Source organism: uncultured Paraglaciecola sp. (assembly GCF_937123705.1).
Taxonomy (GTDB): domain Bacteria; phylum Pseudomonadota; class Gammaproteobacteria; order Enterobacterales; family Alteromonadaceae; genus Paraglaciecola.
In genome coordinates this window covers 107,589-122,531 of the sequence record NZ_CAKZKO010000037.1, presented here as the reverse complement: position 1 = coordinate 122,531, position 14,943 = coordinate 107,589, and the positions used below count along the sequence as shown (strand labels likewise).

Here is a 14,943-nt window from a genome sequence, read left to right as displayed (position 1 = left end):
AAATTTATATTTGAAACTCTATGCACGTCACTTTTATAGATACTGGAATACCCGAATTAGGCAAGCTACAACAAGTGGCCGAAGGAATATTTTGGCTTCGTATGCCATTGCCCTTCGATCTTGACCACATCAACCTGTATTTACTTGAAGATAATCACAATGGACAACAAGGCTATGCGGTTATTGATACGGGTATAGGAACCAGCCGTTCAGAAGCATTGTGGGATACTTTACTGGATACCTTAGATAAACCCATCACTAAGGTCATAGTCACTCACTTGCACCCAGACCATATTGGTATGGCAGGGTATTTAGTGGAGCGATTTCGAGTGCCCTTGTTTATGAGCCAGGCCGAGTATTTTACCGCCCGGGCCTTATCTGCTGGCGCTCGCGGTGCTTCTGATTGGCAAGATGACGAGTATTTAGTGCGCTGTGGCATGTCAAAAGACTATGTGGAAAACGCCAGTAAAAATCGTAAAAACAGCAAAGGAGTAGGGCAGGTTATTCGGCCTATTCCGTTACAATTTTATCGCTTGCAGCAAGGCGATAAACTGACCATAGGTAAGCATGATTGGCAGGTGTATATTGGCCGAGGTCATTCCCCTGAGCATGTGTGTTTGTTTAATGCCGACACCAACATATTGATATCGGGAGATCATGTATTACCGGGTATTTCACCGAATATTGGGGTCTACAGTACCGAGCCCGATGCTAACTCATTGCAACTGTACTTAGATACTTTACCGCAATTTACTCAGTTACCAGCAGATTGCTTAGTGTTGCCTTCCCATAAAAGGCCTTTTCACGGTTTACATACTAGGGTACAAGAACTTATCAGTCATCATCACCAGCATTTAGATAATCTAAGGGCGTTTTGCGTGCAAGGTAAAACTATTGAGCAATGTTTACCTGTGTTGTTTAAACGCAAGCTAAGTGATCAGAATATGTTTTTTGCTATTGCTGAGGCGTTCTCCCACCTTAATTACTTGTATTTCTCAGGTGGCGCGAGCCGAGAAATTAATAGCGATGGCCATTTCGTTTTTAAAACCAGTGAGTAGTTTTGTTAGCATTTGAATACAATAATTTTAATGGTGTGATAATCGACAGCAAGCAGTTGCCTGAAGATATCCAAGTGTTTGCGCTACAACTTCGGGCTTTATTGAATCACGCAAAGGTAAATAATAAGGCGGTTATTTGGTTAACTTTGCCTATAGAATTAGCCCATTTAATTGACGCAGCCACTAAGCTCGGTTTTACTTTTCATAACTGTTTGAGCGCAGAAGTGACTTTAATTTATAAGTCTCAAGTGGATGATCTTGCCCCTTTCGCCCCCACCCATTCCATAGGGGCGGGTGGTTTTGTTCAAAATGCTCAAGGTGAGATATTAGTGATCCGCGAGCGGGATGCCACAACGTATAAATTACCGGGAGGACACCTCGAATTAGGCGAGAAAATTGAAGATGCGGTGATCCGTGAAGTGTTAGAAGAAACGGGAGTTTACACGACTTTTAGCGCCATTTTAGCCATGGCCAGCACTCACCCTTATCGCTTTGGAAAGTCCAATATATACCTAGTATGTAAGCTGAATCCTATGTCGACCCAAATCGATATTCAAGATACTCACGAAATTGCAGATGCTAAATGGATACAGCCACAAGACTACCTAGATGATAACAATAATAGCGTATTCAACAGATATTTGATTAAATCACTATTAAACACAACAGGATTAGGCAAATCTACCTTAGATATCAGTCAGTTCTCGGCTCTTAAACATGAAGTTTTTTTAGCCAATAATGAGCCGAAATAAAGATTTATTACCTGATATAATTTGATCCAAAGTAAGGAATTGCCATAAGTTCTCATTTAGGATAATTAAGCTTTTGATGAATAGTCACCTAGTTATTAGTTTTCAAGAAAAATTTTTGCATAGTGTTTATTTGACTATAGCGATCTGTACGTTGTTGTTAGCACCTAGTGTGTTTGCAGCCGAATACCAGTTGAAACTGATTGTCGATTTAAGTGAGATTAAAGATGTCAGTACTGAGGCTTTATGGTTAGAACCGCTCACTAGCCCAAATAGGGATAATTCGTTTTTTGTGGCGCAAGATAGCGGGATTCTTTATTGGGTTGATGGCGACGCTTTAAATAATCAAAAGAAAATTTTGGACTTGGCAAGTAGCCTTGAAAATCAGAAGTTTGTGTCTCTCAACGCTTTCGCGCTTCACCCAAGTTTTACTAAACCAGACAAGCCTGGTTATGCCACTTTTTTTACAGCGCACACAGGTACATTCAATTCAGAAACAAGACGTAATTTGCTACAACCAAAGGCCAAAAATTTTGCCTTTGAATTTACCTTTGAAACAGTGATTACAGCTTGGCAATATGATTTTGAGAAACAAGAAATTGATCCTCAAAGCCAAAGAGAAATTATACGTATACCAATAAAAAATAAGGATGGTGCCATCCAAAAACTGGCATTTGACCCGTTTCAAAAAGAATGGAACCCGGATTATGGACAGCTTTATTTTTCCCTCAATTATTTAGATGAGTTGCAGCAGCACCCTTTATATTCAGGGGCAATTCTACGTATTCACCCTTTGATGTTTGGGGCGCGTAATTATACTGTGTCTGGTGCCAATCCTTTTGTTAAAAAGCCTAAGATTAATAATGAAATAGTGCTATTAAATGGTCAAAACATTGATGATTTTTACTGGACTAAGAACGAACACGCATCCATATTTATTCAGCATAATAACGCTGAGCAACATTGGTTGAGTAAAACTAAATTGGGTGATGATTTGCTTAATCAAGCCCCAACCAACTCACTTTGGCAACAAGCAAAGCCCATGTCTTCAATGTTGCTCTATCAGGGGCGCAGTATACTTAGCCTCAGAAATAGTGTTGTATATTTTACATTGATTGATGGCCAATGGCATTTAACATCTCGCTCTCTTGAACTCATCGGTGGTGAATCTTCGGTGTTTGATGGACTGATCGAAACACAGGATTTATCTACTGATGCGGGATTGAGTATTCACCAAGATCAGCAAGGTGAAATCATACTTTTTGATCACCAAAACAGCAGAATGTACTCCCTACTATTAGTTTATTCTGGACAAGAGGAGACAGAAGCCCCGACCACAGTCATAGCTACGCCTGGACCGACTCATAATTGGTTGTACATAGTTATCTTGGTTGCAGTATTAGTCCTATTGATTTTGCTGTACCGCAAAAATGCTGAAAAGCGACCCCATGGCCATTTATTAAGCCGTGAATATGTTCGATATAGGTTTGAGCCTACGACTCAAAATATATTGCTCTATAAAAGTATAAAGAAAGATGAGCACTATAGCCTCCCCCTGAAAGATATTACTGGTTGTGACATTTTGTTGAACGATAATGTGATTTGCACTATCGATGATAAACAGGGTAATGCCCTTAGCAATCAAATTGAAAAAGATATCCGCGCCATTTTTATAGAAGAATACAGTGATACCTTGCATGATGAGATAACCCGCCACATTGAAATTGTTTTGTATAATAAGGAAGAGCATTTTCCCGTATCTGTCTATCTTAGAAAAGGTAATAATAGGGTGATTGGCTCAAAGTACTTTGAGATTGTGGACATACTTTTTGACCTCTGTTGGAATATCTCGAAGCACCTTAATCCTAAGGAAACTGAAAGTCGTGTGGCGCCTAGAACTGCTGTTCCTGGGCAGAGTTTTGCAGCGCGAACTAAAAAACTCGCGAGGGCCAAGGCCAATAACGAAGCAAGTGAGCGCCACAGTGTCACAAATAACGACGGCAAAGACAGTAAAGTAGCTGAAAACGCCGAAGTAATGACGGACGGGCAAGCAATTGTACAAACCGGTGTGGTGGACTCGTTGGACAAATTAGTCAATTTGCACCAACAGGGGTATTTGAATGATGAAGAATTTAAAGCGGCGAAAACCAAGTTATTGCAAAGCCTCATAGGAAGTTAAGGCTTAGGCAATAACAGGTTTTGTGAATAATGAAGATCAGTCTAAGGTTTCAAATGTTAAACCGGCATGACTCTCTAGGCGCTCAATTAGTTTATTACCAAAAATACTGGCTGGCGTCCAAAAACCGCCTTGTACTTGTTCTTTACTGATGTCTTGCACTAAACACGCAGCGGCTTGGGCTAACATTTTTCCCGTCGAGCCATAGCCTGGATCTTGGTCGCCCGTTACCTTGCAGCGAATTTCTTGGCCAGTTTCGGTTTTTCCATAAAAGCGTAAATCATAAAAGCCTTTTTCTTGGGCCTCAGGACTTGGGCCTTCACCGGGTTTAGGCAAAATAAACTTCTCCATGGCCCAGCGGGTTGGGGGAATAGCGGCGGCTATGGCAAAGCCACCTAAGCCTATACCTACACCCGCGGCCATGCCACCGCCCATTATGCCTTTACCTGTTAACATGGCTTCGTTGTACTCAAAATTTTGGCTATAACCCCCATCAATTAAACTATTACTTCGATGTACAATGCGGGTGTTGATCACTGCCATCACAAAAGGCGCCACCCAGCTGTTAAAGTCGTCGTCATATTGCGGGCGGTTCATACTGTCTTGATAGGTTTTATTACCATGTTCCTTAGGACAGATGGCGTAGGGATTGGCAAGTGTTTTACGCAGCGAAGGATCGCTGGCCACTTCTTTAAATATATTGGTCATACTCGCCACTGTACCGCCAGATGCCGCCCCTTTCATGGCTTTAACTCGCATTTTTACGCTACTACAGGTTTCACCAAACTTTTGTTTGGCTTGTTGTTGTAAAAAGTACACCCCTAAGTCAGACGGAATAGAATCAAAACCACAGCTATGCACTATACGGGCACCGCTTTTTTTAGCTTGCTCTTCGTAACTTTCTAACATCTTAGCAATCCACTGCACTTCGCCAGTTAAGTCGCAATAATCTGTGCCTAAAGTGACACAAGCTTTAACTAGAGGTTCGCCATATAAGGCATAAGGCCCTACAGTTGAAATTACCACGCGGGTAGCAGCGCACATCGCGTCTAAGCTATCTTCATCTGCTGCATCGGCCACTAAAATATCAAGATCTTGTGCTGCATTGCCTAAAGATGATTTAAGTTCTTCTAACTTGCTTTGGGAGCGTCCGGCAATGGCCCATTTAAGTTCACCTTCGAGGGGAAATTGCGCAACCATATAACGGGTTAATATTTGCCCAACAAAGCTGCTGGCACCAAAGATTACGATGTCGAATTTTGCGGTGTTCTGTGGCATGGTTCTGTGGCCTTCTAGCTAATCATCTTGATTTATTTCATAGCATTCAAATTTGTGATGCTATAACGTGGGTTTAAAATCTTATACTGAGTCTGTCGATATAATCTACCAGAATACATTCACTTAGGGCGAAATATAATGAGCAATAAATACAATATTACTGAAGTTTGGATAGAAAAGGCCAAGCTAGAGAACACTAAGGTTATTGAAAAAGAATTCACAAGCGCTCAACTCAAGAGCGACGAAGTGTTGCTTGAAAGTGACGCCTTTGGTTTTTCAGCCAACAATATCACCTATGCTGTATTTGGTGACAAAATGGGCTATTGGGGATTTTTCCCGGCGGATGACACTTGGGGGATAGTCCCTATGTGGGGCTTTGCTACGGTGCGCGAGTCAAAACATCCCGAGGTAAAAGTGGGCGAAAAAGTCTACGGATATTTACCTATGGCATCACACTTAGTGATCACTGCGGGCAAAACCTCGCCAACACACTTTTTTGATATCAGTGAAAAACGTAATAGTATTTCACCTGTTTACGACAATTATGTACGTTGCGCCAGCGATCCTGGTTATCAATTTGATAGGGAAGTGTGGCAGCTAAATTACCGTCCATTGTTTATGACTTCTTTTGTGCTAGATGATTTAGTCGGTGAAGGCTTGATGGCGGCAAAACCACCCGTTACCCAAGTGTTAATCACCAGTGCCTCGAGTAAAACCGCTTATGGAGCGGCGCATTTGTTGATGAAACACAAAAAGGATCGTGGCCTAGATTATCAAGTGATAGGCTTAACATCTGCCAACAATAAGGCCTTTACCCAGGACTTAGGTTGTTACGATAAAGTGCTGAGTTATGACGACATTGCCCAGTTAGGGAAAGAGCAAGTTAGCTGGGTATTAGACTTCGCTGGCAACAAAGGGCTGTTACTAAATTTACAGACACAATTTGCCGACAAGCTCGACAAATTAGTGCTGATCGGATCAACCGATGTCGATGCGCAGCAAGATAAACCTGATGGCCACTTAGACAGTGAGTTTTTCTTTGCCCCAAGTCAAATCAAAAAGCGTACCGGGGAATGGGGCCATGCTGGCTTTGCAGAGCGTTACGCCAGTGCTTGGCAAAGTTTTGCCCTACATATGAATGATAAAGTGGCAGTGGCAGAATACTCAGGGGTTAAAGCCATTGAAGCGCTATTTCATACCGGCCTAGAGAATAAGTTAAATAACGCTGAAATTAATGTGCTGAAATTTTAAATTTGAAAAACACTCAGTGGGCGTTTTCTTCGTGGATAACGCCCATTTGTTTGTGTTCTATATCGGATGAAAAGTAGAATTTTGCCTTAACTAGCTGCGAGGAATTTTCACACTATCCGCCACAATCTCATACACTACACCTGCTTTAAGCAGATTTGTTTCGCTTTTTAAGTCGGCTTTAAAATGGGTTGCTTGTTCTAGGCTAAGATTTTTTTTGATTAGCTCGCCAGCAAGAGTAACGGTTTTGCCGCTACTGTCGGTGGGAATAAAAAAGCCATAATCCCGAAACGATACCCGTAAAATATGTTCATCTTGTTGGGCAATAAAAAAACAACCTTTCTTTTGGCACACTTTGGCTATTCTGGCTTCAACTTGAAATGGTTTGGCTAAGTGAGTAGCCGATTCAGTTGCAAGGTTAGCCATACTCAATTTAGGCAAGGAGCTATTAAGTTTAACGCCAAAGGTTTCGCTTTGAGCGTCTTGCGCCACAGGTGTCGATAATCTTATGGTATCGGCAAACACACTGAAACTAAGGGTAAAGCCGAGTAAAGGGGTAAGCAAGAATTTCATATGTTTTTCCATTGATGGTTTGAATGGTTGGCCGAATGTATCGCTCAGGTTACTGAATGCTCGGCTACAAAGCAAACAGTTGGCAAAGGGTTGCCGCTTCTGCCATTAAAAACCTCAGATAACAGCAAAACGCAGGTTTATATTTTATATCTTGTTGAATTTTATGATATTTTGTTTTTATGAAAGCTGGCTTGTAAATTGCTGTAGCCAATGCAAATTCATCAAAAGTGTCTTCAAACTCTATGATAGAAATCAACAACAAAGCATTATCACTATTTAACTATATCGGCTCAAACAGTCAGTCAGATGAAGTATTGCAAGGACTAGCTCAGAATGTTGATAGAGATATTAGCGGTAGCATTGATGTGTTGGAGAGTGGCTTACACACAGGAAAATTTGACGAAACGTTAGCACTTTTGGAAAAAGGTGAAATTGATATCGACCTGAACACGGTTGACAATTATTTTCAGTTTAATCGTCAAAAGCTAAACAGAGAAATTGCAGAGCTGGCGAAAAACTTTGATCTTTCCTCTGAGGTAGCGATATCAATTGAAGATGATAAGTTGCTGGTAGCTGGGGATACAAAATCGACTCAGGCTCTGCAACAATACTTCGACAAAGATACCCGCTTAAATACTTTGGTACAGCAAACCGCTAAGTTGTCGCAATTCGTTGAATGGGGACAGGCTAAACAGCAAGCCGCTGTTTACAAGTCAGAAGATATGCCCGAAGAGCAGCTAGTCGATTTTCTAAAAGATGCCCGCTTAGTGGTGACACAACAGAATCAGTTTCTTTTATCTGACAAAGGTTCAGCGTTCTATTCCCAAGGTCATTCTCAATTTTTAATGGACAAAATACAGCGAAGTAAGTGATTGTTTTGGTGAACGCTGCTTTACCCCTGAGCATTGCTGAGGTAGCTTAGTGCCCATTGTATTTCTGTTAAAGCCTTAATTTGCCTGCCACCAAACAATTTTCGATAACTAAGGTTATCCAGTCTACTAACAGTGACGCCCAGTCTAACCCGTTTGAGCGTGACGATTGCGTTGTAACCGAAGAGCCTTTGGAAATATGGCTTTCTGCTTATCCTAGTGCATCTTTGACATTATTATTTACTACTATGCGCACACCTGGTGATGATCTGAACTTAGTAAGAGGCTGGTTGTTATCAAGTGGAGCCATTCAAAACGGCTCAAACATTCTTTCTATCAAGCATACAGGCACTGGACGATTAAAGGAGCAGCCAACTAATAGAGTGCAAGTTCATTTGGCTGTAGATGCAAATGTTGATTTGACGGCATACCAAAGAGTTGAAGTCATGAATTCAGCGTGCGGCGTTTGTGGCCAGCAAAGTATCGAAAATATTTTAGATAAAAGATCGCAACCTGTTATCACCTACTCTCAAACATCTTTGCTGCCCATTACCGCCATCCATTCATTAACTCAGCAATTGCGATATAAACAAATCATATTCAATCAAACAGGCGGCACTCATGGGGCGGGATTATTTGATCAGTCTTGGCAATTATTAGATGTGCGTGAAGATATCGGTAGGCATAACGCCTTAGATAAACTAATAGGGGCTAATGAACACTTGTTAGCGGTTGAAAATTGTCCGGATAATTTAGTTTTAGGTGTGGTGTTAAGTTCAAGAGCCAGTTTTGAGCTAGTACAAAAGGCTGCAATGGCGAACCTAGGGTTTATTATTGCTTTGGGCGCTCCTTCTAGCTTAGCCATAGAGTTAGCTAAAGATTGCGACATATGTCTAATTGGTTTTGTTAAATCTTCAGATGATATAACTGAGTTTAATGTGTATTCAAGCACCCATAGGGTGGCTTGAATTCAACTAAAGACTGCGATTAACCCATAGCCTACTGGTGAGGATAAACGCTAAAATAACAGTATAAATAGCAAAGATAACCATCATCCATTGGGGCATGCTCATGTCCATAAAAGACCAATCGATATTTCCGCAATCGCCTGTTGCCCCAAAAATATTCGGCAGCCATTGATGTAAAGGTGCCCAAGATGGGAAGTTAGGCACAAATTCACAAGTGGCAAAAAACGGATTCACGGCAGTTTGAATGTCCACATGCTCGTAAGCAATAATAAACCCCCAAATCGCCGAAATCGCCCACCCAACATAGCCAATGAGCCGCGTGATAAGGTTGTTGATTATCATCGCAGGCAGTGCCGCAAACATAATACCAAATACGGCGGTACGCTGGTAAATGCACATAATGCAAGGGCGTAGATCTGCTACATGTTGAAAGTACAAAGCTGCAATTTCTAAACATAAGGCAGAGCCAAACAACAGCCCCCAAGCACGTTTACTTGTAGGCATAGATGATAAATAACTTAACAAAGACTTAAATCCTCTTAGTGGGGTGCTGCTGCACCATTAGGTATTACACCTGTATGGTGCTCAATCAGGTGCATTTGGTACAACCAGTCTGTTAAATCATATAAGCCAAAGTAAGTGGCGGCCAAACCTACCAGTGTTAATACCACAGTGTAAGGCAACGCCATATACACCATAGTGCCGTATGACAATCTAAGCAGCGGCGCAATAGCCGACGTTAGTAAGAATAAGAAGGCTGCTTGACCATTAGGCGTAGCCACACTAGGTAAATTAGTGCCGGTATTAATAGCCACTGCTAACATATCAAATTGATCACGAGTGATTGCACCGCTATTTAGTGCAGCTGTTACTTCTGTAATATACACCGAGCCAACAAACACATTATCACTGACCATAGATAATAAACCGTTGGCCAAATAGAACATCACCAGTTGTGTTTTACCTTCAAAGGTTAATACCCAATTAATGACAGGGCTAAATAACCCTTGGTCGATAATCACCGCCACTACGCCAAAAAATACACATAACAAAGCGGTAAAAGGAAGTGCCTCTTCGAATGCTTTACCAATAGAGTGTTCGTCAATAACGCCGCTCATTGAAGTCGACAAAACAATAATAGACAGGCCTATTAGTCCTACCGCAGCTAAATGTCCAGCCAAGCCTATTACTAACCACACAGCTATTAAGCCCTGTACCGCTAATCTGGCTTTGTCTTGAGTCGTTAAGTTGGACTCAACATCTTTGTCGTAGTCGGTCAATATTTGGCGAACGACTGGGGGTAATTGCGCACCGTAACTAAACAGCTTAAATTTTTCTACAACAAAGGTGGTGGCTAAACCCGCAAAGAATACTGGGATTGTGATAGGCGACATACGAATAAAGAACTCCACAAAGTCCCAACCGGCTTTATCGGCGATAATCAGATTTTGTGGCTCACCTACCATAGTCATAACACCACCAAGGGCAGTACCTACGCCTGCGTGCATCATTAGGTTACGTAAAAAAGCCCTGAAGTCTTCTAAATCATTTCGGTTGGGGTTAGAGACTTCGTCATCATGGGAGTGATCATGCTCAGAATGAAAGTCTTTTCCTGATGCTACTTTGTGGTAGATAGAATAAAACCCTAAGCCTACGGTAATAATAACGGCCACTACCGTTAGCGCATCTAAAAAGGCGGATAAAACCGCCGACGACGCGGCGAAAGCAATAGATAAGGCAATCTTGTTTTCTAGTTTTATCAATAATTTAGTGAAAAGATAAAGCAATAACCCTTTCATAAAGTAAATGCCAGCCACCATAAAGACTAGCAATAAAATAACCTCAATATTCACCACCATTTCATGTTTCATATGTTCTGGGGTGGTCATGCCAATAAACATTGCTTGCATCAACAATAATCCACCAGGTTGCAGTGGATAACATTTTAATGCCATAGCTAACGTAAAGATAAATTCTAGTACTAGTGCCCAACCAGCCATATAAGGATTTAAAATAAATAAAATGGGGTTGAGGATAAGAAAGGCGATTATCGCCTGCTTGTACCAAGTTGGCGCTTTACCCAAAAAGTTGGCTGCTACCGCTTGAGGTATTGACATCTGCATAAGAAAAATTCCTTGCTGAATATTATGATTATTGCCTAAGTGTACCCAAAAATAATCGTAAAATCCCATAGTTAGCAAACATTTAGGTAAATTTTGTCTACTTTTTGTGAATACTTTGTTAGCAACTCAAAGTTTACTTGTTACCCACAAAAATCATCTGGTACAATCAGTCGACAATAATGACAAAAATAATAACAAACGAAGTGAGTGGTTGATGATATACAAGGCACAAAGCCCGGCAGGATTCGCTGAAGAATATATAGTTGAATCAATCTGGAGTGGCCGTTTCCCCCCCGGCACTATTCTTCCAGCCGAACGTGAATTATCCGAACTGATAGGTGTCACCCGTACAACGTTACGAGAAGTATTGCAGCGTTTGGCTCGGGATGGTTGGTTGACTATAAAGCATGGAAAGCCCACTAAAGTGAACAATTTCTGGGAAACGTCTGGACTTAATATTTTAGAAACCTTAGCTCGGCTCGATGAAGACGGTATTCCTGAGCTTGTCGATCACTTGTTGGCAGCCAGAACGAATTTAAGTGCGGTGTTTATCCGCGGCGCAATTCGTAATCAACAACAAAAAGCCATAGACATATTAAAACAATATGCCGACGTGCCGGATGAGGGTAAGACCTTTGCACAACGAGATTATCAACTTAACCATGATTTAGCTACCTCGTCTGGTAATCCAGTTTATGTGTTAATGATGAATGGTTTTAGAGGGTTATATTCACGTATAGGTGGTTATTATTTCTCGAATCAAAAATCTAGAGACTTAACCCGTGACTATTACAAGCAGCTATTAGCACTTGCAGAAGAAGGTGACTTTGAACGGGTTCCAGTAGTGATCAGAAACTATGGCATAGAAAGCGGTAAGATTTGGCAAGAATTAAGGGCAGATATGCCAAAAGGTTTAGTGGATTAGTCGACAACATCTTCTATTTTTCCATTGTAGAATTCAAATTTGGCTAACGCAGTCGTTAGTCAGTTTATTTTTTATTTCGACAGCCTAAAGTTAAAACCTCTTATTTATCAATTGTTTAAAATTTCAACAAAACAAACCTCAAAAAAAAACGCTCAATTAGTATGCGGATTCTAATTCATTTCTTTAATCTAGCCTCAATTCAAGTAGTACCACTAAATTAATTGAGGAAACACCCATGACTAAATTAGATTCAATCAAAGGCAAAGTAACTGAAGCAGAAGAATTTGCACGCAACATCTGGCTTGCTGGTTTAGGTGCTTACGGTAAAAGTTTTGACGAAGCTCAAGGCCGTTACGAAAAAATGAGTGCCGAAGCAACTAAGTTGTTTGAAGAATTAGTGGTTAAAGGTTCTAAAATTGAATCTGAAGCCAAAGACAAATTCCAAGTAAAAGACAAAGTGGAAACCCGCGTAGCAGAAGTACGTCAGAAACTGGGTTTAGACAAAGTTAGCGCCGATCAGAAAGTAGAAGAGTTATCTGCAAAAATTGATGCACTTACCGATGCAGTGGCAAAATTAGCTGCAAAGTAATTGTCTGAAAACTTAACGCAGGCCTAAATTTACTCGCCTGCGTTAGGGGTTTTTAATCTTGTATTGGCTGAGGCCGGATATCTGGAGAATTAACATGAGTACGGCTAAAAAAACGCTATCTTTCGCCCATAAAACTTTGTTAGCAGGGGTAGGTGTCTACGACAGCGGACGTGACAAAGCAGCGAATAAATTCGATCAAATATTTGTTGATGGTTCAGCATTCGTCAATGGTTTACTGGAAAAAGGTGAGTCACTTGAAACGCAAATACAAGCAAAATTGGAGGCAAGAATAATGTTACAAAACAAAATTTCAGCGCTTCGCGCAAAGTTGGGATTCGGCAATGACAGCCGTGATCAACAAATTGATGCATTAACACAACGAGTTGACAGCTTAATTGAAGTAGTGGCTAAACTTGCGCAGCAACAGTTAGCTGAGAGCAATGCAAGCACCCCAAAGAAAGCACCAGTTAAGGCAGTTAAAAAAACAACGGCAAAAGCTTCGGCAACCAAATCGGCAGAACCTAAAGTTAAAGCGACAGCCGCTAAAACAGCTAGCAAAAAGCCTGCTAAGTCAGCAGCTAAACCCGCTGCTAAACGTGTAGCCTCTAAAGCACCTGCAAAGGCGGCAACAAAAGCAGCGAAAGCAAACGATTAGAATTAACGAGTAAAATTTTAAACCCCTTTCAATTTTACTATTGTTAATAAGGCCACTAGATTTAGTGGCCTTTTTTTATGCATCTGATTTGACAACTTGTATTAGCTATCAGCTATTAACTACACGTAAACCATTATGGTCACTCAGTAATCTTGCTTCTCGTTGTTTTAACTTGCGTAAGTAATCTCTGATTGTTTTACTGATCATGGTGTTACGTTTGATTAAATCTAACTGCGGCCAGGTAGCACGCTCACCATGGTGGATGAGCTCTTGAATACTTTTTAAACTTGGATTTGAGCCAATATGTTTAAGGTTAGCCAAGCTGGCACTAGGTAAGATATTGATGTCGCCTACATATTGTTGATCAATCACCGAGCGTACTTTGTGAATGCCTAGTCTGGCGGCGCGATGACTAATAATATTTTCGAGCATGTCAAAGGCATAGATACTGTTTACTTTGGCTATTTTTGCCGCGTAGCGCCACGTTAACCCTATAATACCAGTGGTATCTCTTTTATCTCTAGCTAGAAAAGGTACAGCAATCAAATTGGTTTGACTGACAATACTATGATTCACGCCATAAATGCGGGCTAAACGATCAAAGGGCAAATCCGCCATAATCGAGCCATCGGCAAAGCGGCGGTTAGGTATATAAGGTACAACCTCATTGGCTCTATTTTTAGCCTTAAGTTGCACCGGCTTAAATAGTATTGGGATGGCGGTTGAGGCGCGCACTGCCTGAGTAATAATAGCATTGGGTGAAGTTTTAGCGTTTAACAAACGGGAATGTTGGTGCAACTCTGCCCCAGACACAGTAATAGTGATATGTCGTCCGGTCTTCTCGAAGGCTTCTTCAAAGGTGGTTAAGTCGAATAATTCAATCAGCGCATTTTCAAGGTTGCTGCTATCGAGCAAACTGTCTTTGCCAAAGCCTTGCCAGAGCCGCCACTGCTTGAATTTTTGTTGGATGATTTCTGGTTGGATCACCTCTAGAAGTTCATCATCGGTACGAGTGCCGACTAATGCAGCTATGATGGAGCCTGCGCTGGCACCTGATATCACTTCAGGCAGTAAATCATGTTCGACTAAGGACTTAATGACGCCACAATGAAAAAAGCCAAGGCCGGCACCACCGCTTAACATTAAGCAACTGCTGCCAAATGCCTGAGCGGTTTCTTCAAAAAATGACAATTTTTCATAAAAGTCGATGACATTTTCATCAGCTTGATAGATGAAATCTAAAGCGCTACAGACCTCTTGAATAAATTCTTCGATAAGATGCTTAGTGCCCAGTTTGCTATGCTGGTTTAATGCAGAAGATGCAATATTACCCAAATTACCGTGTAATCCTTCATGTAAAATATACATAAGGCCATCAGCGTCACCACTGAGCCTAGCCTGCTTAATACGCTGTACACGTTTACGTATAAGGCGATAGTCATAATCTTTACTGGTATCTTTGGCCTTCCATATTTGCGCGCCAGACAATTCGTCATAAGCTTGAGCGGCTTCTTGATATTCTTCGTAAGAATCGGCGTGTTTCATGATGTTTTGCAATTCTGAAAGGGAGGGGTTCGCCATGTATGTCTCTTAATTTACTAATCTGATGTGATATAACCGTAAATAATTAGAAATTGCTACCCAATGTTTAGCTCGCAATCATTGTTATCAGGTAATTTATAAGGGTTTTATAGGTATAATGTGCATCCTAAGGCATTTTTAGATTGACCAT

The 14,943-nt window shown here is 41.2% G+C and carries 14 protein-coding genes; 9 read left to right on the top strand and 5 right to left on the bottom strand.

Annotation, left to right across the window (positions count from 1 at the left end):
- Window positions 1-20 precede the first annotated feature (20 nt).
- From Q0688_RS05630 to Q0688_RS05620, 3 genes are all read left to right on the top strand, one after another.
- Entirely contained in the window at window positions 21-1,058 is a 1,038-nt protein-coding gene (locus tag Q0688_RS05630; RefSeq protein WP_299074036.1) for an MBL fold metallo-hydrolase, read from the top strand.
- 2 nt (window positions 1,059-1,060) lie between these two features.
- Window positions 1,061-1,810, top strand: coding sequence for an NUDIX domain-containing protein (locus Q0688_RS05625; protein ID WP_299074034.1), 750 nt, complete (start codon window positions 1,061-1,063; stop codon window positions 1,808-1,810).
- A gap of 76 nt (window positions 1,811-1,886) precedes the next feature.
- Window positions 1,887-3,986, top strand: coding sequence for an SHOCT domain-containing protein (locus Q0688_RS05620; RefSeq protein ID WP_299074032.1), 2,100 nt, complete (start codon window positions 1,887-1,889; stop codon window positions 3,984-3,986).
- A 36-nt stretch (window positions 3,987-4,022) separates the two neighbouring features.
- On the opposite strand, the gene Q0688_RS05615 is transcribed toward Q0688_RS05620, so the two are convergent.
- Window positions 4,023-5,261: a saccharopine dehydrogenase NADP-binding domain-containing protein gene (locus Q0688_RS05615; RefSeq protein ID WP_299074030.1), complete on the bottom strand. Its 1,239-nt coding sequence runs from the start codon at window positions 5,259-5,261 to the stop codon at window positions 4,023-4,025.
- Between the two features lie 138 nt (window positions 5,262-5,399).
- Here Q0688_RS05615 and Q0688_RS05610 point away from each other — a divergent pair, with 138 nt between their 5' ends.
- The gene (locus Q0688_RS05610) at window positions 5,400-6,512 is read left to right on the top strand and encodes a DUF2855 family protein (RefSeq protein ID WP_299074028.1); all 1,113 of its coding nucleotides are present in this window, start codon (window positions 5,400-5,402) and stop codon (window positions 6,510-6,512) included.
- Between the two features lie 90 nt (window positions 6,513-6,602).
- Here Q0688_RS05610 and Q0688_RS05605 read toward each other — a convergent pair whose 3' ends face one another.
- The gene (locus tag Q0688_RS05605) at window positions 6,603-7,082 is read right to left on the bottom strand and encodes a DUF4920 domain-containing protein (RefSeq protein WP_299074026.1); all 480 of its coding nucleotides are present in this window, start codon (window positions 7,080-7,082) and stop codon (window positions 6,603-6,605) included.
- Between the two features lie 242 nt (window positions 7,083-7,324).
- Here Q0688_RS05605 and Q0688_RS05600 point away from each other — a divergent pair, with 242 nt between their 5' ends.
- Window positions 7,325-7,954, top strand: a complete 630-nt coding sequence (locus tag Q0688_RS05600) for a hypothetical protein (RefSeq protein WP_299074023.1) — start codon at window positions 7,325-7,327, stop codon at window positions 7,952-7,954.
- A gap of 80 nt (window positions 7,955-8,034) precedes the next feature.
- On the top strand, window positions 8,035-8,919 hold the full coding sequence (locus Q0688_RS05595) for a formate dehydrogenase accessory sulfurtransferase FdhD (protein ID WP_299074022.1): 885 nt from the start codon (window positions 8,035-8,037) through the stop codon (window positions 8,917-8,919).
- A 6-nt stretch (window positions 8,920-8,925) separates the two neighbouring features.
- Here Q0688_RS05595 and dsbB read toward each other — a convergent pair whose 3' ends face one another.
- Window positions 8,926-9,444 (bottom strand): disulfide bond formation protein DsbB, encoded by a 519-nt coding sequence (gene dsbB, locus Q0688_RS05590; protein ID WP_299074019.1) that lies wholly within the window; start codon window positions 9,442-9,444, stop codon window positions 8,926-8,928.
- Window positions 9,445-9,458: 14 nt separating this feature from the next.
- Window positions 9,459-11,042, bottom strand: a complete 1,584-nt coding sequence (nhaB, locus tag Q0688_RS05585) for a sodium/proton antiporter NhaB (RefSeq protein WP_299074017.1) — start codon at window positions 11,040-11,042, stop codon at window positions 9,459-9,461.
- Window positions 11,043-11,256: 214 nt separating this feature from the next.
- Between nhaB and fadR the strand changes: the two genes are divergently transcribed.
- From fadR to Q0688_RS05570, 3 genes are all read left to right on the top strand, one after another.
- The gene (gene fadR, locus Q0688_RS05580) at window positions 11,257-11,967 is read left to right on the top strand and encodes a fatty acid metabolism transcriptional regulator FadR (RefSeq protein ID WP_299074015.1); all 711 of its coding nucleotides are present in this window, start codon (window positions 11,257-11,259) and stop codon (window positions 11,965-11,967) included.
- A gap of 235 nt (window positions 11,968-12,202) precedes the next feature.
- A complete protein-coding gene (locus Q0688_RS05575) occupies window positions 12,203-12,556 on the top strand; it encodes a phasin family protein (RefSeq protein WP_299074013.1) in 354 nt (117 codons plus the stop codon).
- A gap of 94 nt (window positions 12,557-12,650) precedes the next feature.
- Complete coding sequence (locus Q0688_RS05570; protein ID WP_299074011.1) at window positions 12,651-13,211, top strand: hypothetical protein; 561 nt, start codon at window positions 12,651-12,653, stop codon at window positions 13,209-13,211.
- A gap of 108 nt (window positions 13,212-13,319) precedes the next feature.
- Here the strand turns inward: Q0688_RS05570 and Q0688_RS05565 are convergent, their stop codons facing one another.
- Entirely contained in the window at window positions 13,320-14,792 is a 1,473-nt protein-coding gene (locus tag Q0688_RS05565) for a DUF3336 domain-containing protein (RefSeq protein WP_299074008.1), read from the bottom strand.
- Between the last annotated feature and the right edge of the window lie 151 nt (window positions 14,793-14,943).